34 protein-coding genes are annotated in these 24,812 nt (G+C 66.8%); 7 read left to right on the top strand and 27 right to left on the bottom strand.

Annotated features, from left to right (window positions below):
• Window positions 1-9 precede the first annotated feature (9 nt).
• From KUD94_RS13010 to thpR, 7 genes are all read right to left on the bottom strand, one after another.
• Window positions 10-1,476, bottom strand: a complete 1,467-nt coding sequence (locus KUD94_RS13010) for a TrkH family potassium uptake protein (RefSeq protein WP_218237615.1) — start codon at window positions 1,474-1,476, stop codon at window positions 10-12.
• 15 nt (window positions 1,477-1,491) lie between these two features.
• Window positions 1,492-2,970: a Trk system potassium transporter TrkA gene (gene trkA, locus KUD94_RS13005; protein ID WP_218237614.1), complete on the bottom strand. Its 1,479-nt coding sequence runs from the start codon at window positions 2,968-2,970 to the stop codon at window positions 1,492-1,494.
• Between the two features lie 12 nt (window positions 2,971-2,982).
• Window positions 2,983-4,305: a glutamate-5-semialdehyde dehydrogenase gene (locus tag KUD94_RS13000; RefSeq protein WP_218237613.1), complete on the bottom strand. Its 1,323-nt coding sequence runs from the start codon at window positions 4,303-4,305 to the stop codon at window positions 2,983-2,985.
• A gap of 42 nt (window positions 4,306-4,347) precedes the next feature.
• Window positions 4,348-4,773, bottom strand: a complete 426-nt coding sequence (locus tag KUD94_RS12995) for a ribbon-helix-helix domain-containing protein (protein WP_218237612.1) — start codon at window positions 4,771-4,773, stop codon at window positions 4,348-4,350.
• 198 nt (window positions 4,774-4,971) lie between these two features.
• Window positions 4,972-5,553 carry a DJ-1/PfpI family protein gene (locus KUD94_RS12990; RefSeq protein WP_218237611.1) on the bottom strand — a complete coding sequence of 194 codons (582 nt, stop codon included), beginning with the start codon at window positions 5,551-5,553 and terminating at the stop codon, window positions 4,972-4,974.
• Window positions 5,554-5,643: 90 nt separating this feature from the next.
• Window positions 5,644-6,474: an SDR family oxidoreductase gene (locus tag KUD94_RS12985; protein WP_218237610.1), complete on the bottom strand. Its 831-nt coding sequence runs from the start codon at window positions 6,472-6,474 to the stop codon at window positions 5,644-5,646.
• Window positions 6,475-6,538: 64 nt separating this feature from the next.
• Entirely contained in the window at window positions 6,539-7,102 is a 564-nt protein-coding gene (gene thpR / locus KUD94_RS12980) for an RNA 2',3'-cyclic phosphodiesterase (protein ID WP_218237609.1), read from the bottom strand.
• A 235-nt stretch (window positions 7,103-7,337) separates the two neighbouring features.
• On the opposite strand from thpR, the gene KUD94_RS12975 reads away from it, so the two are divergent.
• Window positions 7,338-7,979: a hypothetical protein gene (locus KUD94_RS12975; protein ID WP_218237608.1), complete on the top strand. Its 642-nt coding sequence runs from the start codon at window positions 7,338-7,340 to the stop codon at window positions 7,977-7,979.
• A gap of 304 nt (window positions 7,980-8,283) precedes the next feature.
• Here KUD94_RS12975 and KUD94_RS12970 read toward each other — a convergent pair whose 3' ends face one another.
• The 19 genes from KUD94_RS12970 to KUD94_RS12885 form a co-directional block, all read right to left on the bottom strand.
• The gene (locus tag KUD94_RS12970) at window positions 8,284-8,571 is read right to left on the bottom strand and encodes a DNA-binding transcriptional regulator (protein ID WP_218237607.1); all 288 of its coding nucleotides are present in this window, start codon (window positions 8,569-8,571) and stop codon (window positions 8,284-8,286) included.
• Window positions 8,552-8,878 carry a type II toxin-antitoxin system RelE/ParE family toxin gene (locus KUD94_RS12965; protein WP_218237606.1) on the bottom strand — a complete coding sequence of 109 codons (327 nt, stop codon included), beginning with the start codon at window positions 8,876-8,878 and terminating at the stop codon, window positions 8,552-8,554. Before KUD94_RS12965 ends, KUD94_RS12970 begins: the two co-directional genes overlap by 20 nt.
• Window positions 8,879-9,121: 243 nt before the next feature.
• On the bottom strand, window positions 9,122-9,577 hold the full coding sequence (locus KUD94_RS12960) for a phage virion morphogenesis protein (protein ID WP_218237605.1): 456 nt from the start codon (window positions 9,575-9,577) through the stop codon (window positions 9,122-9,124).
• 125 nt (window positions 9,578-9,702) lie between these two features.
• Window positions 9,703-11,031, bottom strand: coding sequence for a PBECR2 nuclease fold domain-containing protein (locus KUD94_RS12955; RefSeq protein WP_218237604.1), 1,329 nt, complete (start codon window positions 11,029-11,031; stop codon window positions 9,703-9,705).
• 8 nt (window positions 11,032-11,039) lie between these two features.
• Window positions 11,040-12,614, bottom strand: coding sequence for a DUF935 domain-containing protein (locus KUD94_RS12950; RefSeq protein WP_218237603.1), 1,575 nt, complete (start codon window positions 12,612-12,614; stop codon window positions 11,040-11,042).
• A complete protein-coding gene (locus tag KUD94_RS12945; protein ID WP_218237602.1) occupies window positions 12,614-14,113 on the bottom strand; it encodes a hypothetical protein in 1,500 nt (499 codons plus the stop codon). The genes KUD94_RS12950 and KUD94_RS12945 overlap by 1 nt, the downstream gene beginning before the upstream one ends.
• Complete coding sequence (locus KUD94_RS12940; protein WP_218237601.1) at window positions 14,110-14,652, bottom strand: phage protein Gp27 family protein; 543 nt, start codon at window positions 14,650-14,652, stop codon at window positions 14,110-14,112. The genes KUD94_RS12945 and KUD94_RS12940 overlap by 4 nt, the downstream gene beginning before the upstream one ends.
• An 11-nt stretch (window positions 14,653-14,663) precedes the next feature.
• Window positions 14,664-14,966, bottom strand: coding sequence for an ArsR family transcriptional regulator (locus tag KUD94_RS12935; protein ID WP_218237600.1), 303 nt, complete (start codon window positions 14,964-14,966; stop codon window positions 14,664-14,666).
• A complete protein-coding gene (locus tag KUD94_RS12930) occupies window positions 14,947-15,252 on the bottom strand; it encodes a hypothetical protein (RefSeq protein ID WP_218237599.1) in 306 nt (101 codons plus the stop codon). Before KUD94_RS12930 ends, KUD94_RS12935 begins: the two co-directional genes overlap by 20 nt.
• The gene (locus tag KUD94_RS12925) at window positions 15,252-15,809 is read right to left on the bottom strand and encodes a hypothetical protein (RefSeq protein WP_218237598.1); all 558 of its coding nucleotides are present in this window, start codon (window positions 15,807-15,809) and stop codon (window positions 15,252-15,254) included. Before KUD94_RS12925 ends, KUD94_RS12930 begins: the two co-directional genes overlap by 1 nt.
• On the bottom strand, window positions 15,806-16,531 hold the full coding sequence (locus KUD94_RS12920; protein WP_255568835.1) for a transglycosylase SLT domain-containing protein: 726 nt from the start codon (window positions 16,529-16,531) through the stop codon (window positions 15,806-15,808). Before KUD94_RS12920 ends, KUD94_RS12925 begins: the two co-directional genes overlap by 4 nt.
• Window positions 16,531-16,941, bottom strand: coding sequence for a putative holin (locus tag KUD94_RS14865; RefSeq protein ID WP_218237597.1), 411 nt, complete (start codon window positions 16,939-16,941; stop codon window positions 16,531-16,533). Before KUD94_RS14865 ends, KUD94_RS12920 begins: the two co-directional genes overlap by 1 nt.
• A gap of 269 nt (window positions 16,942-17,210) precedes the next feature.
• Complete coding sequence (locus KUD94_RS12910) at window positions 17,211-18,044, bottom strand: damage-inducible protein D (protein ID WP_218237596.1); 834 nt, start codon at window positions 18,042-18,044, stop codon at window positions 17,211-17,213.
• A gap of 90 nt (window positions 18,045-18,134) precedes the next feature.
• Window positions 18,135-18,641: a DUF4124 domain-containing protein gene (locus KUD94_RS12905; protein WP_218237595.1), complete on the bottom strand. Its 507-nt coding sequence runs from the start codon at window positions 18,639-18,641 to the stop codon at window positions 18,135-18,137.
• A gap of 17 nt (window positions 18,642-18,658) precedes the next feature.
• Complete coding sequence (locus tag KUD94_RS12900) at window positions 18,659-19,114, bottom strand: hypothetical protein (protein ID WP_218237594.1); 456 nt, start codon at window positions 19,112-19,114, stop codon at window positions 18,659-18,661.
• Window positions 19,115-19,118: 4 nt separating this feature from the next.
• Window positions 19,119-19,997 carry a DUF6731 family protein gene (locus KUD94_RS12895; protein WP_218237593.1) on the bottom strand — a complete coding sequence of 293 codons (879 nt, stop codon included), beginning with the start codon at window positions 19,995-19,997 and terminating at the stop codon, window positions 19,119-19,121.
• Window positions 19,982-20,161 (bottom strand): DUF4124 domain-containing protein, encoded by a 180-nt coding sequence (locus KUD94_RS14815; RefSeq protein WP_255568834.1) that lies wholly within the window; start codon window positions 20,159-20,161, stop codon window positions 19,982-19,984. The genes KUD94_RS12895 and KUD94_RS14815 overlap by 16 nt, the downstream gene beginning before the upstream one ends.
• A gap of 25 nt (window positions 20,162-20,186) precedes the next feature.
• Window positions 20,187-20,732 (bottom strand): hypothetical protein, encoded by a 546-nt coding sequence (locus KUD94_RS12890; protein ID WP_218237592.1) that lies wholly within the window; start codon window positions 20,730-20,732, stop codon window positions 20,187-20,189.
• 20 nt (window positions 20,733-20,752) lie between these two features.
• Window positions 20,753-21,667, bottom strand: coding sequence for a S24 family peptidase (locus KUD94_RS12885; RefSeq protein ID WP_218237591.1), 915 nt, complete (start codon window positions 21,665-21,667; stop codon window positions 20,753-20,755).
• 40 nt (window positions 21,668-21,707) lie between these two features.
• Here KUD94_RS12885 and KUD94_RS12880 point away from each other — a divergent pair, with 40 nt between their 5' ends.
• Window positions 21,708-21,956, top strand: a complete 249-nt coding sequence (locus tag KUD94_RS12880) for a DNA-binding protein (protein WP_218237590.1) — start codon at window positions 21,708-21,710, stop codon at window positions 21,954-21,956.
• A 93-nt stretch (window positions 21,957-22,049) separates the two neighbouring features.
• Here KUD94_RS12880 and KUD94_RS12875 read toward each other — a convergent pair whose 3' ends face one another.
• Complete coding sequence (locus KUD94_RS12875; RefSeq protein WP_218237589.1) at window positions 22,050-22,451, bottom strand: hypothetical protein; 402 nt, start codon at window positions 22,449-22,451, stop codon at window positions 22,050-22,052.
• A gap of 99 nt (window positions 22,452-22,550) precedes the next feature.
• On the opposite strand from KUD94_RS12875, the gene KUD94_RS12870 reads away from it, so the two are divergent.
• Genes KUD94_RS12870 through KUD94_RS12850 form a run of 5 tightly spaced genes read left to right on the top strand, consistent with a single transcriptional unit; the run spans window position 22,551 to window position 24,775 of the window.
• Entirely contained in the window at window positions 22,551-23,027 is a 477-nt protein-coding gene (locus KUD94_RS12870; RefSeq protein WP_218237588.1) for a hypothetical protein, read from the top strand.
• Complete coding sequence (locus KUD94_RS12865; protein WP_218237587.1) at window positions 23,024-23,305, top strand: hypothetical protein; 282 nt, start codon at window positions 23,024-23,026, stop codon at window positions 23,303-23,305. Before KUD94_RS12870 ends, KUD94_RS12865 begins: the two co-directional genes overlap by 4 nt.
• Entirely contained in the window at window positions 23,302-23,547 is a 246-nt protein-coding gene (locus KUD94_RS12860) for a hypothetical protein (RefSeq protein ID WP_218237586.1), read from the top strand. Before KUD94_RS12865 ends, KUD94_RS12860 begins: the two co-directional genes overlap by 4 nt.
• A complete protein-coding gene (locus KUD94_RS12855; RefSeq protein ID WP_218237585.1) occupies window positions 23,544-23,843 on the top strand; it encodes a helix-turn-helix domain-containing protein in 300 nt (99 codons plus the stop codon). The genes KUD94_RS12860 and KUD94_RS12855 overlap by 4 nt, the downstream gene beginning before the upstream one ends.
• A gap of 32 nt (window positions 23,844-23,875) precedes the next feature.
• On the top strand, window positions 23,876-24,775 hold the full coding sequence (locus KUD94_RS12850; protein ID WP_218237584.1) for a hypothetical protein: 900 nt from the start codon (window positions 23,876-23,878) through the stop codon (window positions 24,773-24,775).
• The last annotated feature ends 37 nt before the right edge of the window (window positions 24,776-24,812 follow it).

The following is a 24,812-nucleotide window of genomic DNA, read 5'->3' as shown; positions in this document are numbered from 1 at the left end:
CAGGCCTCTTCACCCGCGCCAGAAGGCTGGCGAGAGCAGCGTGACGAAGCTCAGGATCTCCAGCCGCCCGAGCAGCATGCCCAGGGTGCAGATCCACATCTGGAAATTGCTGAGCTGGCCATAGCCCACGTCCATGCCCAGCGTGCCCGGGCCGGTGCCGGTGCAGTTCACGCTGGAGAGCACGACGGAAAACGCGGTCAGCGGATCGAGGTCGGTGAGCAGCAGCGCCATGACCAGCACGAACACCGTGGCGCCATACACCAGGATGAAAGCCAGCACCGAGAAGATCATGCGGTTGTCCACCACGTTGCGCCCCAGCAGCACCGGCTGCATGGCGCGCGGGTGGACCAGGCGGGTGAGCTCGCGGCGCGCCTGCTTGATGAGGATCAGCATGCGCACCATCTTGATGCCCCCGCCGGTGGAGCCCGCGCTCGTGGCCACGCCCGACAAGAGCAGCAGAAACACCGGCACGAACACCGGCCAGTGCGGATAGTCCACGCTGGCAAAACCGGTGGTGGTGGCCACCGAGACGGTGTGGAACATGCCGTAGCGCAGCGCGTCCAGCGGCGCATACACCCCCTTGGCCCAGAGGATGAGGGACACCAGCAGCCCGCCGCCGAGCAGCGCGATGACGGTGGCGCGCGCCTCGGGGTCGCGCCACAGCGCAAACCACTTGCCCCGGCGCAGGGCCACGAAGTACAGCGTGAAGTTGCAGCTGGCCAGCACCATGAAGACCAGCGCAACCGCTTCGAGCAGCGGCGAATCGAACCAGGCAAAGCTTGCGTCGTGCGGTGACAGGCCACCCAGGCTCATGGTGGTGAACATGTGCATCAGCGCGTCCATGGGCTGCATGCCGGCAAGCCAGAAGGCGAGCGCACAGACCGCCGAGATCGCCAGGTACACACCCCACATGCCATTGGCGGTTTCGGTGATGCGCGGGGTGAGCTTGGTGTCCTTGATCGGGCCCGCGGCTTCGGCGCGAAACAGTTGGCTGCCGCCCACGCGCAGCATGGGCAGCACCGCCATGGCCATGATGAGGATGCCCATGCCGCCTATCCACTGCAAGAAGGTGCGCCAGATGTTGAGCGACAGCGGCAAGGCGTCCTGCCCCTCGATCACCGTCGCGCCGGTGGTAGTGAGCGCAGAGACCGCCTCGAAGTACACGTGCGTGAACGACAGCACGTGCCCCGCCCAGGCCAGCGCCAGCCACAGCGGCAGGCTGGCCGCCAGCGGCAGCACCACCCAGGACAGCGTCACCAGGATGATGCCGTGGCGCGGCAGCAGGTCGCGGCTTTGGCGACGCAGCCGCCACCACAGCGCGCCGCCGCAGGCCGCGATCATGAGACCCGATGCGGCGTACAGCCGCCACAGGCCGTCCTGCTGCGCCAGCGACACCACCAGCGGCAGCGCCAGCGCCGCCGAGAACATGCACAGCAGCATGCCCAGCACGCGCGCGACGATGGCCAGGTCTTTCATGCGCGGGCGGCGGTCTCAGAAGAAAGTGGCGCGCACGCGAAACAGCTCTTCCACCTGCCGCACCAGGCGTTTGCGCGGCAGGAAGAAGACCACATGGTCGTTGCTCTCGAGCACGGTGTGGCTGCGCGGAATGATGATTTCGGGCTCGCTCGGGGGCAGGGTGCGCGGGGCCTCGTCCTCGGCGGGCGGCGGCGCTTCGGGGTCGGGCAGGCCGCGCACGATCAGGCCGATGTGCACCTCGGGCGGCAGCGACAAGTCCTGCACCCGCCGCCCGACCACGCGCGAGGTCTTGCGGTCACCGCGCACCACCACCTCCAGCGCCTCGGCCACGCCGCGGCGCAGGCTGTGCACCGCCTGCACGTCGCCGCGGCGCACATAGGTGAGCAGCTCGCCCAGGATGGTCTGCGTGGGCGAGAGCGCGATGTCGATCTGCGTGCCGTGCATCAGGTCGGCGTAGGTGTGGCGGTTGATCAGCGCCAGCACGCGGCGCGCGCCCATGCGCTTGGCCAGCAGGCTGGCCATGATGTTGTCCTCCTCGTCGTCGGACAGCGAGAGGAAGAGGTCGGTCTCCTGCACGCCCTCCTCTTCCAGCAGCGACTCGTCCGAGGCTTCGCCGTGCAGCACCAGCACGCCCTCGGGCACGCGCGCCGCCAGTTGCTGGCAACGCTCGGCGTTCTCTTCGATGATCTTGATGTGAAAGCGCCCCTGCTGGCTGGCGAGCTCCTGCGCCAGGCGCTCGCCCACGCTGGAGGCGCCGGCCACCATGATGCGGCGCACCGGCTGGGCCGGCTGGTCCTGGCGCCGGTGCAGCGCGGCCAGCACCTGCGCGATGCGCTGGCGCCCGGCAAGCACGAAAACCTCGTCGCCCGGTTCGATGAAGGTGTCGCCGTCGCAGGGCACGAAGCGGTCCGGCCCCTCGGTAAAGCGCCGGTAGATGGCGACGATGCGCATGGCCACCTCGGGCATCTGCTCGCGCAGCGTCTTGATCTGCACGCCCACCGCCGGCGCGCCCATGCGCGCGCGCGCCGACACCAGGCAGGCGCGCCCGCCGGCAAATTCGCGCACCTGCAGCGCCTCGGGGTATTGCACCAGCAGGCCGATGTAGCGCGTGAGCAGATCTTCGGGGCAGAGGATGTGGTCCACCGCAAAGCCCTCCTTGGACAGCAGCGCGCTGCCGTCCTCATAGGCGCGGGCACGCACCCGGGCGATGCGCGTGGGGATGTTGAACAGCATCCAGGCGAGCTTGCAGCACACCAGGTTGACCTCGTCTTGCGCCGCGCAGGCGATGAGCAGGTCGGTGTCGCGCGCGCCCGCTTCGGCCAGCACCAGCGGGTCGGTGCCACTGCCGACCACGCCGCGCAAGTCCAGGCGCTGTTGCAGTTCGCGCAGGCCGTCGGCGTCGCGGTCCACCACGGTGATGTCGTTCTTCTCCGACACCAGGCTTTCGGCCACGCCCGCGCCCACGCGGCCGGCCCCGACGATGAGAATCTTCATGCCCAGCCGGCGCTAGCTGCGCACCTCGCCCTCGCCCAGCACCACCCACTTGAGCGAGGTCAGGCCCGCGATGCCGACCGGCCCGCGCGCATGGAATTTGTCGGTGCTGATGCCGATTTCCGCGCCCAGGCCGTACTCGAAACCATCGGCAAAGCGCGTGCTGGCGTTGACCATGCAGCTGGCCGAATCGACCTCGCGCACGAAGCGCTGGGCGTGGCGCTGGTCGGTAGTCAGGATGGCGTCGGTGTGGTGGCTGCCGTAGCGGTTGATCCAAGCGATCGCCTCGTCCAACCCCGCGACGATCTTCACGCTGATGATGGGCGCAAGGTATTCCTCGGACCAGTCCGACTCTTGCGCCGGCCGCAGCAGTTCTTCAATATTGATAGCTTCCAGCGCTTGTCCTGCAAGCGTCTGCGGCAGTTTTTCCTTCAAGATCTGCAAGGCATCCGCATCGCAGCGCATCTGCACGCCCTTGGCCGCGAACACGGCGCCGATGCGCGGCAGAAAGTCCTGCGCCACCCCGCGCGCAACCAGCAGGCTCTCGGTGGCGTTGCAGGGGCTGAATTTCTGCGTCTTGGCGTTGTCCACCACCTTCACGGCCAGGTCCAGGTCGCAGGGCTCGTCCACGTAGCTGTGGCAATTGCCGTCCAGGTGCTTGATCACGGGCACGCGCGCCTCGGCACTGATGCGCTCTATCAAGCCCTTGCCGCCACGCGGTATCACCACATCCACATATTGCGGCATGGCAATCAGCCGGCCGACGGCGGTGCGGTCGGTGGTCTGCACCAGTTGCACGCCGTGCCCGGGCAGGCCCGCTTCCTGCAGGGCGCGCACCACCAGCTCGGCCAGCGCGCGATTGGAGTGGATGGCCTCCGAGCCGCCGCGCAGGATGGCCGCGTTGCCGCTCTTGATCGACAGGCTCGCGGCCTCGATGGTCACGTTGGGCCGGCTCTCGTAGATCATGCAGAACACGCCGATGGGCACGCGCATCTGGCCCACGCGGATGCCGCTTTCCTGCTGCGTCATGCCGATGATCTCGCCAACGATGTCGGGCATGGCGGCAAGCTGTTCGCAGCCCAGCGCGCAGGTCTCTATCACCTTGGGCGTGAGGCGCAGGCGGTCCAGCAGGGGCGCGGCCAGGCCCGCCGCCTCGGCGGCGGCCAGATCTTGCGCATTGGCCCGCTCGAGCAGATCACCACCGGCGCGCAGCAGCCGCGCCAGCGCCCGCAAGGCCTTGTTTTTGATAGCTGCTGGCGCAGACGCCATAAGGGCTGCGGCCGTTTTTGCCTGTAAACCCAGCGTCTCGGTGTACTCGGCGATGTTCAGGGCATTCATGGGCAGATTTTGGCGCAAGAGCGCCGCCGCGAACGCGCGCGCTCAAAGCGCCACGCTCTGGCCGTGCTCAGGCAGCCCGGCGCGCCGGCGCAATCCGCTCTGCATGCGCGGCTGCAGCGCCGCGTGCCGAGGGCGCTCGCGCGCCAGCACCGCCTGCGGGTTCAGGCTGCGGATCGCGACCCGCGTGTCCGCCGGAATGCCGCCCGCCAGTTGCAGTGCCAGGTAGCGCCCGCAGCACACGCGCAGGAAGGAGGTGAAGTTGTCCACCGCGCCGCGCTCCTGCACCAGCTCGTCGTAGAGCCGGGTGCACAACTGCGGCACCGACAGGCCGTCGCGCCCGGCTATCTCTTCGAGCACCTGCCAGAAGAAATTTTCCAGCCGCAAGCTGGTTGCCACCCCATGCAGGCGCACCGAGCGCGCGCGGCTGTCGTAGAGCTGCGGGTCTGCGCTGATGAAAATCTGGCACATCGCGATGTCTCCGGGTCACGGGCTTGCGCCGCATTGTGCACGCGCCGCGAGCCCCTCTCCCAGCCTCTCCCCAAAGGGGCGAGGAGCCAGCCCGGTCCCGTCTCACTGCCTTTCCCCAAGGGGCGAGGATGAAATACGGCGCCGGTTTGGCTCCCTCTCCCTCTGGGAAAGGGCTGGGGTGAGGGCTGCCCCGCCGCCTCAAAGCTCGATGCGCGTGCCCAGCAGCTTCAGGAACTGGCCGATCCACGCCGGATGCGCGGGCCAGGCCGGGGCCGAGACGAGGTTGCCGTCGGTCACCGCCTGATCGACGGCGATGTCGGCATAGGTGCCGCCGGCCAGCTCGACCTCGGCACGGCAAGCCGGATAGGCCGAACAGGTGCGCCCCTTGAGCACCCCCGCCCCGGCCAGCAGCTGCGCGCCGTGGCAGATCGAGGCCACCGGTTTGCCGGCGTCGAAAAAGTGACGCACGGCAGCGACCACCGCCGGGTAGGTGCGCAGATATTCCGGCCCGCGCCCGCCGGGCACCACCAGCGCGTCGTAGTCCTGCGCGCGCACCTGGTCGAAGCTGGCGTTCAGCGTGAAGTTGTGGCCCGGCTTTTCGCTGTAGGTCTGCGCGCCCTCGAAGTCGTGGATCGCGGTCTTGATCTGCTGGCCGGCCTTCTTGTCCGGGCACACCGCATCCACCTGGTGACCCACGGCCAGCAGCGCCTGGAAGGGCACCATGGTTTCGTAGTCCTCGCCGTAGTCGCCGCAGACCATCAGTATCTTCTTCGCCGCCATCACACGTCTCCTTGGGTTTTCAGCAAAAGCCCATTGTTGGTGCGCTGCGAACGCGGCGGGTGTTACTCCCTTACTACATGGCGCAGGCGCTCAGGCGGCCAGGCCAAAGCGCTGGCGCAGGCCGGCCAGCAAGGCCTCGTCCCCCAGCTGCTGGCGCGCGCGCAGCACCTCCTCGGCGTCCGCGCCCACCACATAGCGCACCTGGGCGCTGCCGTCGGTCGCGGCGGCGTACAGGGCGCGGGCCAGCGCCTCGGGGGTCGACGCCGCGCCGCCCCCCGCGCGGTTGGCGGCAAACACCGCCTGCACGCTGGCGATGGCGGGCGCGTACGGCCCGCCGTCGCCGTCCCAGGTGCGCGCCAGCGAGCGCCCGGAAAAATCGGTATCCACCGCGCCCGGTGCAAACACCTTCACGCGGATGCCCAGCGGCGCAAGCTCATGGCTGAGCGATTCTGAAAACCCGACCACCGCGTACTTGGAGGCCGCATACAGCGAATACAGCGGCATCGCCACCAGCCCCGAGAGCGAGGCGATGTTGATGATCACCCCGCTGGCCTGCACGCGCATGCCCGGCAGCACCGCGCGGGTGACGGCGAATACGCCCTCCACATTGGTCGCGAACTGGCGCCGCACGAGCTCGGGCGTAGCGGTCTCGAACGGCCCGAACAGGCCGTAGCCGGCGTTGTTGATCAGCACGTCGATGCGCCCGAAGCGCCGCTGCGCCTGCGCCACCGCCGCATTGACCGAGGCGGGCAGCGTCACGTCCAGCGCGAAGGTTTCGATGCACCTCGCCGGCGCGCCGAACTTCGCTTTTCCCGGCTCGCGCAGCGTTGCCGCCACGTTCCAGCCCTGGGCGGCAAAGTGGCGCACGGCGGCCGCGCCGATGCCGGAGGAGCAACCGGTGATGAAAACGGTAGATGGCATACCCGGCCCCTGGTCAGAAAGCGCACACGCCAAGGCCGCGCGGCGCAGGCTGTGTATCCGGATGCTACGCCGCCGCGAACTGCGCCAGCGTGTGGTAGCGCGGCGGGCGCGCTGCCAACTCGGACCAGACGAGCGCCAGCGCCTGCACCCGCCAGCGTATCGGCTGCGCCAGGCGCGCCGGCGTGAGCCCGCTGGCATCGCGCAGCAGCGTCAGGTGCGGCTTCCAGGCGCGCGCTTCGGGGGTGAGTCCTGCCGCGCGCGCCAGCGCATCCGTCGCCGCATGCAGCCCGAGCAGCGCGGTCGAAGGCGCCGCGCGCAACACCACGAGCGGGCCCTGGGGCGCATGCCAGAGTTCGGCGCGCGTCAGTTCCAGATCGAACGGCGCAAAGCGCAAGCGCGCAAGCTGCGCGCGCCAGGCGGCTTCGCGCCGCGCATCGACGGCGCCAAAGAATTGCAGCGTCAGATGCAAGTGCTCGGGGGGCGGGCGCAGGCGCCGCGGCAGCCCCGGCCAGCGTGCGCGCAGCGCCACGAGGGCGGCGCGCGCAGCGCCGTCGGGGTAGAGCGCAGTGAACAGGCGCCGCGGGGCCGCGGCATTTTCGGATTCGTGCGCGGGCTCGGACTCTGGCATGCAAGCAGCATAGCGTGCGCCCCGGCACGATTGCAGCGCATCTTGCACAATACGCCGCTGTCTCCAAGGTGACTTGGCGGCGCCCAGGCCGGCTTGCACGCCGCTTGCGCGCCCCGCGGCCTTGGGGGCGCTGCTGCAGCGGCATGAACGATGGAAGTGGATGCGGGCCCCACTTCGGCCACCGCTGCGCCTGCCGGGCCGGCCCGTTCCCGCCACACCACTGTGATGGACAAACATGCAACGCTTCTTCTCGTGCTTCGCCTTCCTGCCCCGCTGCATCCTGCGCCGTCACGCGGGCGCCTGGGGCGCGGCTCTGCTGCTCGCGACCGCACCGGCGCTGGCGGAATACCGTATCGTGATCAGCCAGGACGGACCCGACGTCGTGGTCACGGGGACGGGCAGCGTCAATACCGCGGCGCTCACCTCGGATGGCAGCGGCGGATCTACCACGCCCTACATCGCTCCCTTGGCAGCGGCGATCAGCTTTGGCGGACCCGGGACCGAAAAATACAAGGGCATCCCGGTGAGCGTCACCGCCATTGGTCCGGGTGGGGCAAGCGTGCTCACCGCGCGCACCGGCGATGGCACACGCTTTGACGGCATCTACGGAAACCTTTACTTGCCCCCGGGCTATGTGAGCGGCACGCCTCTTTACAGCACCATGCGCGCCCCGGGAAAGACCATCGCCGGGCTGGGCATGACCCCGGGCACCTACATCTGGCCCTTCGGCGCTGGCGCCGATCGCGACCGCATCGTCATCGTGGTAGTCGGCGCCCCCAGCGCCATCCCGGCGCTCTCGGATGCGGCGCTGCTCGCCAGCTCGGCGCTGCTGGCACTGCTGGGCATGGCCTGGCTGCGCAGGCGCAGCGGCGCATGAGCGCGGCCTGCACTGCGGCGCGCCGTCGGCGGGGAACGGGGCAGCGCAGGGGCGCCGGCGCAACCGGGGAGCCCTTCGCCGATCGGGTACCAGGCAGGCCGCTACCGAGATCGAATTTTCAAGCCAAATTAGCGTTTTACGCTTGTGCACAAAGCGCGTGTCGCTATACAAAAAATAGCGCTTGCAACAGCCGGGATGCCCGGCGAGGAAATCCTGCGTCGGCTGCTGCGGCTGAACCACGAGCGCAGCCCTGCCGCAGGCGCTCCATGACCCGCCCGGCCCTCGGGCTGCGGGCACAGGCAGCTCACATGGCGAGCTCGCGCAGTACTTCAGGGCGGCGCTGCGCCACCATCAACAAGGTTTGCGCGGCGCCGCTGGGCTGGCGTCGGCCCTGCTCCCACTCTTGCAAGGTACGCACGGAAACGCCCATGAGCTGGGCGAACCGCGCTTGCGAAAGACCCGACGCCGCACGTACCTGGGTGACCGGCGAGTGCACTACCGTGCCTTGCCCGGCACGCATCTGCTTGACCGATTGCAACAGCTTCAGCCCCAATGCCTCGCCCGTGAGGGTGTCATGCTTGCTCGTCGTCATGCTCGATCTCGTGTCTGATGGCCTTGAGCAAATGCGCCGGAATATTGCCGCGCACCGCCTTGGCGTAAATCACCAACAGATGAATCACGCCGTTTTCCAGCCGGTTGAAGTAGATCACCCTCACCCCGGGCCGCTTGCCTGCACCAGGACGCGCCCACCGCACCTTGCGGCAACCACCCGAGCCGGGAATCACGTCTCCGGCTTGCGGGTTGGCGGCCAGCCAAGCACAGAAATCGCCGCGTTCCTCTTCAGACCAGATGTCTTTCGCATCAGCGCTGAAGAGCGGTGTTTCGATGATGGTGTACATCCGTGATCATACGTCACTGACGTATATTCAATCACCCCTGGCACGGGCTGGTACGCCAAGCTCTCCCCAAGCCGCACGCAAACCCCGCGTCGCCGCCGCCACATCCTGACCGAAGGTGAGATAAATGGATGGCGGGCGGCGCGATAAATCCGGGATTTGATGGTCGGTCGTGGCACATAGTGGGCTGGGTTGTGCAACGCTCTTGCAAATACGGCAAACGCGGTGGATGGCGGGATTGTGCCTTCAGTCGGGCAGCAACCAGTCCTGCAAGATGTCGATGACGGCCTGTTCGTCGGCGGGAGCGAGGCGGCCGGATTCGGGGTCTTGAAAGAGCAGGCCGCGGCGGGGCATCTTCCAAGTGCCGAACTCATGGAAGGTGGCGTAGTGCTGGCCGAAGCCGACGAGGACGCTGGTGGTATCGGCATCCCAGTTGAGGCTTCCGAGCAAGCTGGCGGCACCTGGGCTGTAACGGTCGAGGATGCGATGGTTGCCGTCTTTCGGGTAATGTTCGGCGTAATAGTCTGACCATTTTTCCCATTTTTCGCCGTCAGGGTCGGTCTCGGTCTCGAAGCGGGCCTTGATGCGGTTCTCCATTTCCTGGCCGATGGCCTGCATGGCGCCGGTGAGGTCGCCCAGCCGGGCCTGCAGGTCGGCCAGGTACTGGCGAAAGCCGCTGTCTTTTACGTCGATGGTCAGCATGGGCGCTCTTTTTTACAATGGGGTTGCACGCAGGGCGCGAAAGCGGCTGGCGCTGGGCCCATAGCCGCCTGAAAGGTGACCCCGATATCCAGACAGTCGAGGGAGCTCGATCCCCTGCGTGTACCTCATTCCTTTGCTTGGTAGGCCAGTTCACCGATCCGCATCGTGTTCATCTTTCCGCGCTCGCGGTTGATGATGTTCCAGAGCACATCGCCGTCGGGCATTTCCTCGACGATGACGATGATGTCGTATTTCGACCCTGAAAACAGCTTGATGAAACGTTTGCGTGTGGTGCCGTTGTCATAGGCGGTGCGCCACACCTCGTCTGGTCGCATGAGCGTGGGTAGCACGAAGTTCGCATAGCGCTCGCGCGCGTTCTGCCGTTTATCCACGACGTGACGCAAGAGCTCGTCCATGATGGTCACATCACCGACCGGGGTGTGCACGCTGCGGGCAGCACCTACCGGGACGCCCAGGGTGCCGCGCAGCAGCGACACGGCGTCTTCAATCGATTCGGCGGCGGCGAGCAGCTCCGGCGCCTGCGCACGCGGCTGCAGCTCGCGCAGGTCGGGCAGGTCCAGCGTCTTCCAGGTCGGCTGGTCGGGCTTTTCTCGTGCGACCTGGGGCGGCTGCAGCCCCTCTTTGCGCGCAGCGGCGGCCAGATCGGCCGCAGCGGCCTTGAGCTTGGCCTGCTCGACGGCTTCCAGCGCCTGCTGGCGCGCCACGCCGGCGTTGTAGCCAAAGCCCGGGTCCACACCGACGGGCGTCTGCGTGATCTCGCCGGTGCGCCGGTTGATGTGGGCGATGGTCTCGAACGGGGGCGCGGTGGTGTTCAGCGGCGAACCGTCGGGCGCCCGGCCCGCTGCGTAGTCGCGCCGGTTCATGGACACCACCCGGCAGCGGCAGCGCCAGCCGTTGGGCGGCCAGTGCATTAGCCAGAACGCATCATCGACGGGCAGCGTCAGGTTGTGCCAGGCGCGGTGCGCGGGGCGCACGCGCTCGTCGTCCTTGGTGATGTAGCGCAGGAACGGGTGGGTTTTCCGGGTGGCCTGCACACGTTCCCACTGGCCGGCGGCCGCCGCCTGGCGGGTGTTGGTGTCAAAGATCAGGCTGAGCCGCTGGTTGTCGAAGGTGGTGCTGACGGTCTTGCCGGTGGCCGGGTCGATTACCTCCTTGGTGCCCCACCAGCCGGCGTTCTGCAGCAGCTTGCGGGTGTCGCGCATCCAGTCGGCGCGGGTGAGCTCACCGTTGACGGACTTTTCCAGCGATTCCCGAATGGCCTGCAGCAAATCCAGCCGGGTGAGGCGGCTGATGGTGAACTGCCGAGCGTGCTCCTCGTGCCACAGGTCTTGCCAGCTGTGCGTGACGGTGAGGTCCTTGCGGCCCTGCAGGTAGGCAATGGCGCCCGCCGGCGGCAGGCGCTGCAGCATGGCGAAGTCGGTAGCGGCGGACATGCGCGGCGTCAATCCAGCGGCAGGCCGCTGGCCGTACCCAGACGGGCGGCGAAGGCCGTGCGCGTGAGCGCCTGGGCCAGCGGGTCGGCATCCATGCGCGCCAGCGCCTGCGGCAGGCGGTCGAGCACCTGCTGGGCGCTCAAGCCTTCGCGCGCGGCGGCATCCAGCAGCGCCTGCACCGGCGCCACCATGGGTTCGAGCAGCGGCTCCCATTGGGCCAGCTCGGCGTCGATGAGCTGCTGCATCGCGTCCGGTCCGGCGTTTGCATCGCCTTCGGCAAAGGCTGGGTTTGCGTTGTCAACAACAGGTTTCCCGGGGGCTGACTCCGGGGGATTTGCAGGCGCATCGGCTTCTTTCCACCCTTCGCCATAGCGCTCGCGCACCGCATCCAGCGTGGGTTTGAAGCCCATGCTGGCCACATTCACGTCGGTCTCGCTTTGTGCCTTCTTGTCTTCTTCCTTCTTGATGGTGCGCGAGACGGTGCACGGCTGCAAACCGTTCAGCTCGCAGATCCATTGCAGCAGGGTGCGGTTGAGCGTCTCGCTCAGCAGGTCGCTGTCGGCCTGGCTGAGCTCGATGCGCACCTGCTCGCGCTCGCTTGCCGCCGCCGCCAGCGCGCCACCGCCGCCATTGCGCGGCGGCTGGCCCAGCAGCACCTCGGCAATCCAGTCGTCCATGTATTCGACCATCGACTGGTTGGGCGTCTGCCCGCTGCTGGACAGGCGCGACTCCAGCAGCTCGATCATGGTGCCCTCGGGCGTCATCATGAAGCCGTCGTTGGACAGCGCGCGCAGCGCCTCAAACAGCGTGCCCTTCTCGCGTGCGCTGGCCTCGCGCGGGTATTTGCCCCACGGCGTGGGCGTGCCGAAGCGGTCGCACAGCTTGGCCCAGGCCAGCACCCCCTTGCGCTTGAAGAACACCGGCCAGTACAGCTGCAGGCCCAGGCCCGTGCCGTAGGGGTTGCCGTCCTCGGCGTCCACCACGTGCACGATGAATTTGCGCGCATGCACCGGCACGCCTTCCTGCAGCGCGTCACGGGTGAGCAGGCGCAGCTCGGGCGGCTCGCCCTCCTTGCCGTCGCGGTAGACAAAGCGCCGGTGCGCGCGCGCAGGCACTCGGTCGGGCACCACCATCTGGCGCGTGCCGCCACCCGCCATAGGCAGCTCGCGCAGCGTCCAGACGATCTCGGCGGGCTGCCAGCCCACCAGCAGCGCATTGAGCAGGCTGGAGCACAGGCGATCAAACGCGAAACTACCCAGGATGTCGGTGACCAGCTTGGCATCGCGCGCGCCCTCGGGGGTATCCACCAGGGGCGACACGCTCCAGGCCTGGCCCACCACCGCCAGCTTGCGTTTTTGCAAGCCGGAAAACACCTTGCCGTCGCGGCGCAGGTCGCGATAGAGCTCAAACGCCAGCGAGCCGGGGTCGCCGCGCTCCAGCAGCAGCGGGTCATTGGTGGGCACTACGCCCATGAAGCCATGGGCCCAGGGGTCTTTCTGGCGCGTGGCGGTTTCGCTGTCGAGCGGCGGGCGCTCGATGCGGGCAGCTTGTGCCGATGACGGGGCTGGGGGCTTGGTGGCCATTACATGAACCCTTGCAAATCAGCGGCATCGGTGCGCGGCCCGCCGCTCATGAACTCGATGGGCGCGGCCGCGTTCTGCGTAGCAAACCACGCCAGCGCACCGGCGATGGCGCTGTCGCCGTGGCGCTGGCCGCCGTCCGCATCCTTGGCCTTGGCCCCGTCCGGCACCTTGGGCACGCCCTTGATCATCTGCACCGCGCGGTGGTCGGTCAGCACGCCGTCGTCCATCGGCACCGTGATGTTTCCGTCCTCGTAGGCGGCCTTGTAGCGCGGCATCTGGTCGATGTACCACTGCTGCGACAGCATCACCCGGTGAATGCGCGCGGCGCCGTACTTCTGCGCTGCCACCTCGCCCAGGTACTGCCCGTTGCCGCGCACGTCGTTGGCGCCCGCGGCGAAGTTCGGCAGGCCATCGGCCACGTAGTACAGCACCTGCTCTTGCTGCTTGAAGGGCACGTTGCGCATCTCGACGATGAAGGGCGCGCGCTTGTGCAGATGCTGGTCCTCGATCAGGGGCACGATCACCGACAGGTCGCCCGAGCGCCCAAAGTCCATGCCGTAGTAGCTGCGCCCCGTCTCGGGCAGCGCCTGCAGCAGTGGGCGCACATGCTCGCGCAGCCAGTCACCCACGGTGGCCATGCGCTCTGCCTCGGGGCGCAGCTCAAAGCCATCGGGCAGCTTCAGGCGCAGCACCGGCAAATCCGCCGACATGCGCGACTCCACCAGCGCGCGGCTGAAGTAGGCGCCGCTGCTGGCCGACGGAATGCAGTCCAGCTCCTCATCCGCGTTGTCGCGGTAGAACGCGTAGATGTCCGCCGCCCAGGCATCCTCTTCGGCCTGCGTCCATGGCTTGCCCATGCGCAGGCACACGCGCTTGTATAGCCCCTGCGCCACCGCGTCGGCAAACGTAATGCGGTGAATGCTGCCGGGCTGCTTTCCTGCGCGGATGTCTTGGCACAAGGTATTGAAGGCGTTGTCCACGCCAAAGTGCGTCGAAATCAGCCGCACCTTGCCGCCCCAGATGAGGAAGGCCATGGCCGCCTTGATCAGCCCGTCCAGGTCTTCCTGGAACGCCGCCTCGTCACCCACCAGCACGCCCTGACGCCCGCGCAGCTTCTTGGGCCGGCTGGCCAGCGCCGTGATGCGGTGGCGCGCCTTGGGAAAGCGGATGGTGTAGGTCAGGATGTTCTTGCTGCCGCCTTCCTCATCCACGTCGTCCCACAGGCCTTGCTCCACCTGGCCGGCCACCTGGTTGAATTCACGCGCCCACATCGCGCAGGCGTCGATGTACTCCTCGGTCATGTCCTTATCCTGGCCGATGTAGTACACGTTCTGCCCGCCTGCCGCCTTGTCGGCGGCGGCAATCAGCACGTCGTCTGCCGCTTCTGCCCAGGTCAGGCCGGTGCGTCGGCCCTTCTCCGCCACCTTGAAGGGCGAGGGGTCGGCGATCCAGCGCTGCTGGTAGGGCAGCAGCACGTCGGGCAGCCGCGGCGCGCTCACGTGCGCTCCCCAACGCCCAGAATGCGCGCCTTGATCTGCCCCACCGTCTCCTCCGACAGGCCCGCCTGGCGCACCGCGCCTTCCACCTCCACGGCTACCGTCTTGAGCTCGGCGCGCATCGCGCGAAGCTGTTTTTCGATATCCAGGTTCGCCTTCGTCGTGCCCGCGATGTCCTTGAGCGCCTTGGCCAGCAGCATCACGTCCATCGGCTTGGCGGGCTTGTCGGCCTCGCCCATCGTCGTCAGGCTCTGGAAGGCCACCACGCGCAGCATCTCGGGCAGCAGGCGGGCCACGTCGCCCGCGGGCTCGGCCTCCAGCTTGTCCACCCACACCCGCGCCACATCCTGCGCCTGGCGGTGCTTTTCCATGACCTCGCGCGCGCTCTTCACATAGCGGCCCACGGCCGAGCGCGACACCTGCGCGCCCAGGCCCTGCAGCGCCACCAGAATCTCCTCGATCGTGTGGCCGTCGCGGATCAGCGCGTTGCAGCGTTCGAGCAGTGCGCGTGGCAGCGTGGCGACGGTGGAGCGGCGGGCCATGCGCGCGCCCCTTATTGCGGGCGCGGGCGCTTGACGCCCGGCACCGTGCTCTTGCCTTGGGCTGCATCCAGCCCGTCCTGGCGCAGGCGGGCAATGGCCACGCCGCCCACGCTGTCCACCTGCAGCAAGCCCAAGTCTTCAAGGCGTGCCAAGTCCGCGCGCAGGCGTGCCTGACTCACCGTGTGCGCCAGGTCTTCCAGCACCGCAGCCAGCGTGAATTCGTTGGCCTGGTAGCCGGTGCTGCCCTCGAGCACCTGCAAAATGGCCAGGCGCCGCTCAGCGGCCACGTGTTCGTCAAAAGTGGGTGTCTTCATTGCGGCGCTTTGCCTCCATCAAATAGTCCTCGACACGGCGCAGGCGCGTGCTCGAAGAATTCACCTCGCGCGCCGTGCCCTCGATCAGCGACTCCAGCCGCGCCAGGTGCACCCGCACGTCGGTCAGCAGCTCCGTGCTGGGCAATTGCTCCATGCGTTGCTGCTGCAGCGCCTGGCGTCGGCTCACCGCGTCCAGCGTGCTCGTCAGGCGCCACAGATAAACGGCCATCGCCACCAGCGCCAGCGCCAGCACTGCGTCGGCAATCCAGCCCTCCCAGGTCGGCATCAGCGGGCCTCCTCGATTTCGGGTGTCACAAGCGCCGCCGCCTGCGGCTGCACCACCAGCACGTGCGCCTGCAGACCCATTACCTGCTCGGCAAGGCTTGCAGCGCCTGCTGCCATGCTTCGATATCGGCCTGCGCACGCTCCAAGAAGGCCTCGGGCCGTGGCTGCTTCATCAGCTTCGGCGTCGGCAGCGGCGCACGTGCCAGCGGCACGTCGATCGCTGCTCGCGGCGTCGCGGCGGGCAAGCTCGCGCTGCAAGCCGTCATGGCTGCGCACAATGGCAGCCAGGCGATCGCGCAAAACCGCCTCGCGTTTCGTGGCTTCAAGAGCATTTTTCTCGGCCTCCTCAGACATCCGTTGTTCCTTGGCGCGCTGCTCCTGCGCGCGCGCCAGCGCATCGCGGGTTGCCAGCGCATCGCGCGCCTGATCGGCGCGCAGGCATTCGGCGCGCACCTCCTCGCGGCCCTGCTCGCGCCAGTGCTCGCGCGTGGCGTCAAAGCCCAGTGCCAGCATCACCGCAATCACCAGGCCGATGGCAATGTTCATCAGCGTGCTCATCGCGCCGCCTCCGTCACCATCGGGCCCCACGTGGCGTAACGTGGTTGCAACTGCTGCAAGATGCGCGCCGGGTACTGCAGGTTTTCGCGGCAGTGCAGCGCCGCGCGCCGCGCCTGCCCGCAGGCCGCATCAATCTGCGTGCGCGTGGGCTCTTGCAACCCCGTGGTCGCACCTTCGGCGCGCCAATGCGCCTCGCCCCCGTTGTAGCCGCGCAGCGCCAGCCACAGCCGGTCAAACGCGCCAAAGCGCGCCGGTACCCGGTCATGCAAGAACTTGTCGTAGCCCACCATCGCGCGCAGCGCCCAGGCCGGGTTGTGCGGAAGGCAATCGGCGGGTGCGGTGCCCGTGCGTTGGCACCACCAGGTGCTTGTGGCGGGCATGAACTGCGCCAGGCCACGTGCACCTGCGCGGCTCACCGCGTCGGGCCGCCAGGCGCTCTCCTGATGCACCTGCGCGGCCAGCGCCGCCACAGGCGCATCCAGCCCCCATTGCCCGTGCGCAGCCCGCAGCAGTTGCAGGCGGTAGCGGCTCGCCTCGGGCGGCACCTGGGCGTGCGCGGGCTGGAAAAATCCCCCCGCCCACAGCAGCGATATCTGAATTAAAAAGGCCACCAATCGGGCAGGAAAACTGGTTTTCCCCTGGGGCTTGCCATGTTGGTTGGCCGCCAACAACAAGCTCACCAGCAGCAGAAACAGCAGCGTCCATTGCGGCCAGCCCATCATCACGCCCCCAGCCCCACCGCCAGCATTGCCGCTGCAACGATCAGCGCCCGGCGCAGCATCGCCGCGCGGCCCAGCAGCGCCGCATCCTGGGCACTCAGGCCTTGCGCCGTGCCTTCAGAAAAATACAGCGCACCGGCCAGGTCGCCGAAGGCGGTGTCACCCAAGGGCTTGTCCGATTGCTCGCGCAGCGGCTCCAGAAACCGCTCCGGCCGTGCGTAAGGGAACAGGCTGCGGTCTATCCACCAGCCGCTCAGCGCCGCCAGCGCCACCAGGCACAGCTTGTACAGCGTCACCGGCAACTGCTGCGGCGCCATGGCCAGCACCAGCACAAGCAACACCAAGGCAGCAAGTATCCAGTCCGCCATGCGAACGCGCACAGCGCGGCGTGCCAGATCAAACAGCTTTTGCATGTGACGGGCTCCAGCGTGGGGGATTGAAGGCGCAAGGCGCGCCCGGGCTGACCTCACGCCACGCGGGCATGAAGGCGCAATAGCCAAAACCCAGGTGGGCCAGGCGCGCGTGCTCGCCAGAGAAATGCCGACAGCTGCCGCAGCGGTGCGCGGCATCGGTGGGGGTGGTGGGCGGTTGAGAGTGCATGCGCGGCATGGTGCCGCGCGGGGGCGTGAGAGGCTAAATGACGGGGGTCAGTATTGACTATGCCAAGCGATGTACTCAGTGATCAAGACTTCTTGCGCGCGTATCGAGTCTTTTTTGGGGCGTCCAGTTTCTTCATCTGTTTGGCCGTGCTGCGCAACTGTCGCTTGACATCGCCTATGTTGGTTTCCACCGGCAACGCTTCCGGTGGCACCCCGCTGTTTTGCACCATCATCGAGCGTACTTCCGTGCCTACGGCGTGCGCCGTACGCTGTGCATTGCGCAGTCCCACATTGGGAGTTTGCTTCAGGCGTTCGGCCGTCTGCGTCACGCGAAACAAATTACCCGCCAACTCCGTCAGTCCCATGAAGTCGTACGGCACATCACGCTCGCCCAAGCCGCGCAAACGCTTGAGTTCTTGCAAACTGCGGTTGTACATTCCGCGAATTCCCGCGTCTTTGAAAAACGCGTGCTCATGGTTTTGCACCCCCGCTCGCTTGGCTGCGGAACTCAGCGCCAGCTCCGCTGCCTTCAGATCGTCTCGCGTTTCAATTCGCCCCAGATCATTTTGCGACAACTGCGCCGCGATCAGTTGATCGGCAATCGAAGCCAGCGCCGCCTTCGCCGCTGCTACCTCCTGCTTGCGATCGTCGGCATGCAACGCCACCAGCAGGCAGCCAAAACGCGTGAGCTTGACCGTGCGCACCTCAGCACCATCGTCGGCCACGTAGGTGTCGGGAATGAACTCCGAGAATGTATCCATCTCCAAGCGCGCGCAACTGGCCTGCGCTTTCAGGATCACTCCATGAAACGCCTGCCACGACTCATAGCCAAGCTCGCGCATGAATTCGTGCGCATACCAGTAGCGCACACCGTTTTGACGTGCCACGCTCTCGAAATGATCAAGGTCGAATGACATTAGCTTGGCTCCCATTGCGTCCTGAAAGAAACGGGGACACTTAATGGCTCATTGTCCCATGGCGTGACAACTTGAACGCCCGCCGCCCGCTCAATCCACCACCCACTCCAGCCGTTTAGCCTGAATCTTGGTCCAGTTCTCGTCGAGCTTGCCGTTGTCAAAATCACAGGCGGCCTGGCGCACGACCACGCCGCCAAAGCCATTGGTGGCGTGCAGCAGCATGCGCAGCACGCGGCGATCAGCAAACTTCGGTTCGGTGAAATAGGCGTGTGCCGGGTCACGCAGCAGCGGCTTGTACCAGTCCAGACAGCGCTGGGCGAACTGGTCGACGCGTGAGACCGCGGGGGCCGCAGGTGGCGGCGGTGCCGTCGGCGCGGCTACCGGGACGGGCGCCGGCGCTGGCGCCGCGGCCGCGGCCGCAGGCTCTGATGTTGCCGCAGGAGGTACAGCGGCCCGTTCAGGTCCGCTGGCCGGGCGCACCACGATCTCCTCGCCTTGCCCGTCGCAGGGGCGGTCTTGAAACACCACCTTGCCATCCGGCCCGGTGCACTTGCTGATGGCCCAAGTGGGAGAGGCTAGCAGCATGAAGGCAAACATCAGAATCACACGCAGCATCACGGCCTTTCCTCCTCCGACATCGCCAGCATCACCTTGATCAAAATTTCCACTACGCGCACCATCGCGGCGGCGCAATACATCGCCACGCCCATGATCAAACTCGACGCCCAAAGCGCTCCCGTGCCGCCCGATGGCACCTGAAAAAAACCCAGCACGCACAAGGCAACCAGAGCCAGCGCGCCATAGATGGCAGCGCGCACATAGCCGTGCAGCAGGTGCAACTTTCCACGGCGCTTGAGCTGACGACCAATGACCGTGCCGCCCATGGGCAGCACCACCGTCAGCGCCGTGGTCAAGAAGCCAGCGCAGATCGCAGCCGCCGAAAGCAGCGCCGCCAAAAGCTCCTTGGCAATCGCCGCCGGGATTTCACCACCCAGCCGCCACCATGCCAACGCACACGCCAGTCCCAGCAGCCACGGCGCATGTCGTTCAAGCTGCAGCGGCGTGGGCACGGCGCTACTCCAGCCTCTGCAGCCAGTGGCTGCAGGCGCGGCGCAAGAGGGCGATCTTGGAATCATGTGTGTAGCGGAGGTTGAGCACATCGAGTTGCGTGGCAGGGTAACGCAGACGTATTTTTTGTTCAATCAAATCGATCAACCGGTCGTTCTGATCGAGTTGCTCGTCGGCGCTCTTGAGCTCGATCTTGTCGACCCCATCGTCACGGCTGAGAAGTCCTTGAATGAACTCGCGCACCGCCCTCATATTCAACTTGCGCCCACGCTGATGCGCCGGGTTTGCTGACAGACGCAACTGCACACGCATGGCCCGCACTGATTCCGCAGCTTGCCAAACCGATTCGCTCACGTCATCCGTAAGATCCTCAAACGCCCCCACGCTGGCGATCACGTCCACATGCGAAAACCCGTTCATGGATTTCATTCGCTGCAGCGCATGCTGATCAATCCGCGGACGTATTTCGTAGTCAAAATGCCGTTCGGCGCTACCCGGATCGAGCGCATTGAAGTAGCTCGCCATGCGCGCCGGGCCGACGCCATACTGGTTGTGTAGCGTCAGCAACCAGTTCTTGTGCGGCAAATACAGCGCCGCCGTTTCCTCTCCAAAAAGTTCGTCATGCTCCAGCCCCACGTCAGCCACGGGGCGCGATGGTGGCATGCGGCCCGGACCAGTGGGACGCGCCTTGGCGAAGTCCAGATGAAACGCCTCGTGTTTCAGCACTGCATCCGCCTTTATCTGCTGCACTTGGTCAAGGCGCACATCGTCGCGCAGGCGCTGCTCGATCGACAGCGCCGCGTATTCCTGCAGCGTCTGCGCCAGCGCCTGCGTTTTGGTGCCTCGGGTCACGTCGAACAAGTTGATGGTTACCGTGCGTGCCACGTTGCCTCCTTTGCAATTTTGATTAACATCTGCTCGCCTTGCCCAGCGCACGGCAAGTCCTGAAACACTACCTTGCCGTCCGGTCCCGTGCACTTGTTGATGGCCCAGGCGTTGGCGCTGGCAAGGGCCGCGCAGCCCAGAAAAAGCAAAACGGCAAATCGCATCACACCTCCTGTCGCGGTTCGTTGTTCAGGCAGCTCGATCCGAGCGACTCCGGTCTGCGCGAAGCCGCCTTCGCATCTCGGCGATTTCTTCTTGTCGGCGTAGGCAGGCCTCTTTCGCATCTGCGCGCGCGATCGGCTCCAGGCGCTGCCAGATGGCGCCATAACGTTCGGCCAGGCGGCGGTGCTGCGCCTGCAAATCGGCGCGCCCCTCGCGTTTGCAAATCAGCGCGGCGCTGGCGTGCAGGCGTGCGCAATACGCGGCGTGCTGCGACTGCTGCAGACTGACGGGCTGGTGCCCCAATGCCCGGCGCGCTCGGGCTTGGCTGTGATCGAGCAACCATTGAATCTCGGCCATAGCCTCCTCGAAACAGCCTGCACGCTGCAAGTACTTCGCCAGCTTGTCGTCTTGCCATTGCCAATCGAAGATGGCCTTGCGTCTGCGCAGCACGGCAATCGCGCCGTCCATGTCACCAGCGCGCCGCAAGCGTGTGGCCTCGCGGTCGAGCTCGTATTCCACACTGCCGAAAGCGCCCTTGACGCCTGGCAGCAGGCCTCCCTTCGCACCTGTCACGCCACCTCGCTATCCAAGTATCACACCCGCCTGCCTTGCCAGACCACGCGGCCCACGACCTTCAATTGCTCCAGCTGTGTTGCGGGCACCAGCTCGGAGCCGTAGTGCACGTTGTCGCTGATCACCTCAATCGATCTGTCCAACCGAGGGCGCAATCGCTTGACGAGCAGGCGCCCACACAGGTTGATCACGTGGATGCCGTCGCGCACGCCGTTGCCTTCAGCTGTGTCCACAAGAATCATGTCGCCATGCGTCAGCGTGGGCGCCATGCTGTCACCATCGACGTCGATCAGCGCCAGTCGTTTGGCGTTGAGCCCCAGGACGTTGTGCAGCCAGTCAACCCGAAACGCCATGTAATCAAGCACGTTCTCCTGGTCCACCAGTGCACCTGCGCCGGCACTTGCGCGAATGTCATAGCGCGGAACCTGCACGAACTCAGACCATGTATTGATCGAATAGCCTGGCCTGGCCTCGGCGGCGCTGGGGTGCCTGCCGGCAAGGGCTTGCGCGAGAGTCTTCAGATCTTCTGCCGAATCGCCCCGCATTGCCGCCTTGATGCGCGAGCGGCTGCCTGCATCAAAAGGCAGTAAATCCACCAAGTCAGAAACCCGAGCCGCCTGGGCGTGTGCGGCATCGGGCTCATCGGGTCTTGAGCCGCTACCGAACATTGGTTCCTCAGGATTCAAAAAGTAGTCCGGATTAAGGTGAAATTCATTCACCAATCCTGCGATCTCGGGGGGGCGCAGGTGCTGGGCCTTTCCTCCCATAAGGCTCTTGACACGGTCCAGGTTCACGCCCATTGCCTCAGCCAGGCGCTCCTGTGTCACCCCAAGCCGGAGTTTGATTTCCACCAAAGGTGAATTTTTCACGCCTACCCCTTGACGATGGTGGAATTGTTCCACCATAATCCACTTCACCAAAACCCAACCATTCATGCAACAGCGCCAACTGCTGCACCACAACCGGACCACAGCCATGCCCCTTAAAACCCGCCAGCAGATCCGTGCCGAGTTCGCCGCTCGCGGCGTGCCGTACTCGGCCTGGGCGCGCGATCGCGGCTACAGCCCCAACATGGTGATCGCCATCGTCAACGACGACGACCACAACCCGCGCCTCAAGTGTCTGCGCGGCGACGCGCACAACATCGCCGTAGAGCTCGGCCTCAAGCGCGGCCAGGTCTTCAAGGCCGAGGCCGGCGCTTTGCGCCTGAGCCACGTCGCGTGAAGGGGAGTGCCATGTTCCGGCAGCATCCTACACGCCCGGCGCTCGCCATAGCAATGGTGATCGCGTCCACCCGCCGCAACGGGAAAACCCTGCTCACACATCAGGAGGCGCTTGCCATCCTGCACGCGCTAGCGTCTGACGGGCCGCCTCCTGCGCATCCACGCCCGGCCACAGCCCCAGCAGCGCCAGCTGTCGGTACAGCATCTTGCGCGCTTCCAGCAGCGCGGCCGTCTCATGAAAACCCTCTGCCTGGCTGGTCTCCTGCTCCAGCCGCTCATGGCGCTGGGCAGCCAGCTGCCACAGCGGCTGCAGCGTTCGCGCCAGCTCCGGCTGCGCCTTCAGCAGCGGGATCAGCACATCCTGCAGCGCCGCAAACACGCCATTGGCCCAGTCGTCGAGCTCGTCAAGCTCTCGGCGCAGTGGCGTCACGGCTCGGTCAATCTCTTGCTGCAGCAGCGCGCGCACCCATTCGGTGGTTTCGGGGTTGATGGCCATGCACCTCTCCATTCATCCGGTTGACATGGCCGCACTGTGCCTGCAAAGCCGTTTCCAAGGCAGAAAACTTTCGGACGCCCCGCGCGTGGGGGGCTTCCAATGACCGCCGCCCGCTGGAAACACCTGCGCCCCACCAGCCTGGTGCACGCGCTGCGCCTGTGCAAGGAATACGCCCAGGCCCGGCGCAACCTCAGCGTGGAGCGTATCGCCGACCGCATGGGCGCCAGCCACGACGCCCTCTACAAATGGCTGGCCACCGGCCGCATGCCGCTGGTGCTGCTGCCCGCCTACGAGCACACCTGCGGCGCGCACTACGCCAGCGACTTTCTGGCCGCCACCGCCGGACGCATGGCCATTCCCCTGCCGCTGGGGCGCAAGGTCGAAGGCGTCGACCTGCTGGCCGTCAACGCCAGCTGGGCCCAGGCGCTGCAGCTGCTCACCCGGTTCTATACGACGCCCGCCGACGCCGACCCCGAGGCCACGCTGGCCGCCCTGCGCCAGCACCTGGAGCAAGTGGCCTACCACCACGCCAACGTGGCCGCCTTTGACCAGCCCCACCTGGAGTTTGAAGAATGACGCCCCACACCCACCCCGCCGCGGCGACCCTGGCCGCTTTGACCGAGGCCCAGCGCAAGCACGCGCGCGCCGCCCGCCAGCTCTACGAGTCCGAGATCGAGCCCTGCTCGCGCAGCCCTGAATGGAAGCAGGGCGCCAAAGCCGGCATCCTGAGCCGCCACGGCCTGCAGGCACAGTCCAGCACCTGGCCCAGCGGCAGTTGCCAGGACGATGCCTGGCGCGCCGGCTGGCACGTCGGCATGGAGCTGGCACGCCAGCAGCTGAAAGCGGCGGCATGAACGACACCGCCCTTTTCCTGGCCGCGCAAGAGACGGCGCAGCGCCGTGGCCGATGGCTGGAGCGCGCCGCAGACACCACGCGCAGCGCGCAGTCCCTGGCCGAGTTCCCGCGCCGCCGTTGCCTGGCACTCGCGCGCAAGTGCGAGACGCACATCGTCGATCTGGCCATCCTGGCCGAGCTGCGCTGCGAGCGCGAGGCCCTCGGGATCGCCGTGGCGCTCACCGCTGGAGGCGCGTCATGAGCCGCGACGAACGCAACCTGACGCTAAGGACGCTAGACGTGCTCGAAGCCCTGTGCGGCTTTGCAGCGCGCGGCGCCAGCAACGCCGAGCTGGCCGCTGCCGCGCAGACCAGCGCGCCCAACATCACCCGCGCCATGGCGCAGCTCACTGCCAAGGGCTGGGCGAGGAAGGATGAAGAGACCGGCCGCTTCTTTCCCCAGCCCGCCTTCACCCGCCTGGCGTTTCGCGTCACCGCCGACTTCGACGCGCTGATGCGCCGCCACGAAGACCGCCGCCGCGCCCTCACCGGCGAATGAATCCGATCCACCACCACCAAAGCAACCCCGCCATGTCCAAAACCTCCCTCAAACCCGCCGCCCCCGCCAGACAACCCGTCATCCTGCCCGCAGCCGCGGCCGCCATCGACAGCGAGCAGCGCGCCCTCGTCGCCGCCGATCAGGCCGTCAGCGCCCTGGCACGCCAGCTCAACTACCAGGGCAGTACCGACCCTGATGTGCTCGAGAACAGCGCGCGCGACGCCATCCGGCGCATCGGCGCGGGCATCTTCGAGCTCGGCGGCTACTTGCTGCTGCTGAAAGAGGCTTGCGCGCACGGCAAATTCCTGCCTGCCCTGGAGCGGCTGGGGCTCGGCGTGGACGCGGCTCAGCGCTACATGGCCGTCACCCGCAGGTTCGCAAATACCGCGACGTCGCGGCATTTGGATGCCATCGGCATGTCCAAACTGGTCGAGCTGCTGCCCCTTGACGATGACCAGACCCTGGAGCTGGCCGAGCTCGGTCAGACCGGCGAACTCGCCCTGGACGACGTCGCCCGCATGTCCGTCAAAGAGCTGCGCGCCGCCGTGCGCGAGGTGCGCGCCGAGCGCGAGGCCGACCAGCGCCTGCTGGAGGGCAAGAACAAACGCATCGACCAGCTCGAGCGCGAGAAAGGCCGCATCGCGCTGCTCGAAGGCGACGAGCTGCTGGCGCAAATGCAAAGAGAAGCCGCCGCCATCCTCGCGGACGCGCTGGGCTGCGTGCGCGGCAACTTGCGCGCCGCGCTGCAAACCCTGCGCGACGACGGCATCAAGAGCGGCAAGCTGCGCGCCCACGAAGTCTTCATGGCCGGCCTGGTGGGCCAGCTGGCGGCCGAACTGGCCACGCTGCGCGAGGAGTTCAACCTGCCGGACGTGAGCAACGCTGCCGATCAGCAGCTCATGGCCGAGGTGGCGCAATGGGGCGGGCAGTAAACCCCGGCTTGCCGCCCGCCGTCCCAACGCCGCAGCG

The sequence above is a fragment of the Comamonas sp. NLF-1-9 genome, assembly GCF_019195435.1.
GTDB lineage: Bacteria > Pseudomonadota > Gammaproteobacteria > Burkholderiales > Burkholderiaceae_C > Comamonas_C.
The sequence above is the reverse complement of the archived record's forward strand: the minus strand, read 5'-3'. Positions and strand labels throughout refer to the sequence as shown.

Excerpts from the sequence above, each read along its gene's own strand:
- KUD94_RS13010 (WP_218237615.1), bottom strand. The coding sequence starts at position 1,476 with ATGAAAGACCTGGCCATCGTCGCGCGCGTGCTGGGCATGCTGCTGTGC.
- trkA (WP_218237614.1), bottom strand. The coding sequence starts at position 2,970 with ATGAAGATTCTCATCGTCGGGGCCGGCCGCGTGGGCGCGGGCGTGGCC.
- KUD94_RS13000 (WP_218237613.1), bottom strand. The coding sequence starts at position 4,305 with ATGAATGCCCTGAACATCGCCGAGTACACCGAGACGCTGGGTTTACAG.
- KUD94_RS12995 (WP_218237612.1), bottom strand. The coding sequence starts at position 4,773 with ATGTGCCAGATTTTCATCAGCGCAGACCCGCAGCTCTACGACAGCCGC.
- KUD94_RS12990 (WP_218237611.1), bottom strand. The coding sequence starts at position 5,553 with ATGGCGGCGAAGAAGATACTGATGGTCTGCGGCGACTACGGCGAGGAC.
- KUD94_RS12985 (WP_218237610.1), bottom strand. The coding sequence starts at position 6,474 with ATGCCATCTACCGTTTTCATCACCGGTTGCTCCTCCGGCATCGGCGCG.
- thpR (WP_218237609.1), bottom strand. The coding sequence starts at position 7,102 with ATGCCAGAGTCCGAGCCCGCGCACGAATCCGAAAATGCCGCGGCCCCG.
- KUD94_RS12975 (WP_218237608.1), top strand. The coding sequence starts at position 7,338 with ATGCAACGCTTCTTCTCGTGCTTCGCCTTCCTGCCCCGCTGCATCCTG.
- KUD94_RS12970 (WP_218237607.1), bottom strand. The coding sequence starts at position 8,571 with ATGACGACGAGCAAGCATGACACCCTCACGGGCGAGGCATTGGGGCTG.
- KUD94_RS12965 (WP_218237606.1), bottom strand. The coding sequence starts at position 8,878 with ATGTACACCATCATCGAAACACCGCTCTTCAGCGCTGATGCGAAAGAC.
- KUD94_RS12960 (WP_218237605.1), bottom strand. The coding sequence starts at position 9,577 with ATGCTGACCATCGACGTAAAAGACAGCGGCTTTCGCCAGTACCTGGCC.
- KUD94_RS12955 (WP_218237604.1), bottom strand. The coding sequence starts at position 11,031 with ATGTCCGCCGCTACCGACTTCGCCATGCTGCAGCGCCTGCCGCCGGCG.
- KUD94_RS12950 (WP_218237603.1), bottom strand. The coding sequence starts at position 12,614 with ATGGCCACCAAGCCCCCAGCCCCGTCATCGGCACAAGCTGCCCGCATC.
- KUD94_RS12940 (WP_218237601.1), bottom strand. The coding sequence starts at position 14,652 with ATGGCCCGCCGCTCCACCGTCGCCACGCTGCCACGCGCACTGCTCGAA.
- KUD94_RS12935 (WP_218237600.1), bottom strand. The coding sequence starts at position 14,966 with ATGAAGACACCCACTTTTGACGAACACGTGGCCGCTGAGCGGCGCCTG.
- KUD94_RS12930 (WP_218237599.1), bottom strand. The coding sequence starts at position 15,252 with ATGCCGACCTGGGAGGGCTGGATTGCCGACGCAGTGCTGGCGCTGGCG.
- KUD94_RS12925 (WP_218237598.1), bottom strand. The coding sequence starts at position 15,809 with ATGAGCACGCTGATGAACATTGCCATCGGCCTGGTGATTGCGGTGATG.
- KUD94_RS12920 (WP_255568835.1), bottom strand. The coding sequence starts at position 16,531 with ATGATGGGCTGGCCGCAATGGACGCTGCTGTTTCTGCTGCTGGTGAGC.
- KUD94_RS14865 (WP_218237597.1), bottom strand. The coding sequence starts at position 16,941 with ATGCAAAAGCTGTTTGATCTGGCACGCCGCGCTGTGCGCGTTCGCATG.
- KUD94_RS12910 (WP_218237596.1), bottom strand. The coding sequence starts at position 18,044 with ATGTCATTCGACCTTGATCATTTCGAGAGCGTGGCACGTCAAAACGGT.
- KUD94_RS12905 (WP_218237595.1), bottom strand. The coding sequence starts at position 18,641 with ATGTTTGCCTTCATGCTGCTAGCCTCTCCCACTTGGGCCATCAGCAAG.
- KUD94_RS14815 (WP_255568834.1), bottom strand. The coding sequence starts at position 20,161 with ATGCGATTTGCCGTTTTGCTTTTTCTGGGCTGCGCGGCCCTTGCCAGC.
- KUD94_RS12885 (WP_218237591.1), bottom strand. The coding sequence starts at position 21,667 with ATGAATGGTTGGGTTTTGGTGAAGTGGATTATGGTGGAACAATTCCAC.
- KUD94_RS12880 (WP_218237590.1), top strand. The coding sequence starts at position 21,708 with ATGCCCCTTAAAACCCGCCAGCAGATCCGTGCCGAGTTCGCCGCTCGC.
- KUD94_RS12875 (WP_218237589.1), bottom strand. The coding sequence starts at position 22,451 with ATGGCCATCAACCCCGAAACCACCGAATGGGTGCGCGCGCTGCTGCAG.
- KUD94_RS12870 (WP_218237588.1), top strand. The coding sequence starts at position 22,551 with ATGACCGCCGCCCGCTGGAAACACCTGCGCCCCACCAGCCTGGTGCAC.
- KUD94_RS12865 (WP_218237587.1), top strand. The coding sequence starts at position 23,024 with ATGACGCCCCACACCCACCCCGCCGCGGCGACCCTGGCCGCTTTGACC.
- KUD94_RS12860 (WP_218237586.1), top strand. The coding sequence starts at position 23,302 with ATGAACGACACCGCCCTTTTCCTGGCCGCGCAAGAGACGGCGCAGCGC.
- KUD94_RS12855 (WP_218237585.1), top strand. The coding sequence starts at position 23,544 with ATGAGCCGCGACGAACGCAACCTGACGCTAAGGACGCTAGACGTGCTC.
- KUD94_RS12850 (WP_218237584.1), top strand. The coding sequence starts at position 23,876 with ATGTCCAAAACCTCCCTCAAACCCGCCGCCCCCGCCAGACAACCCGTC.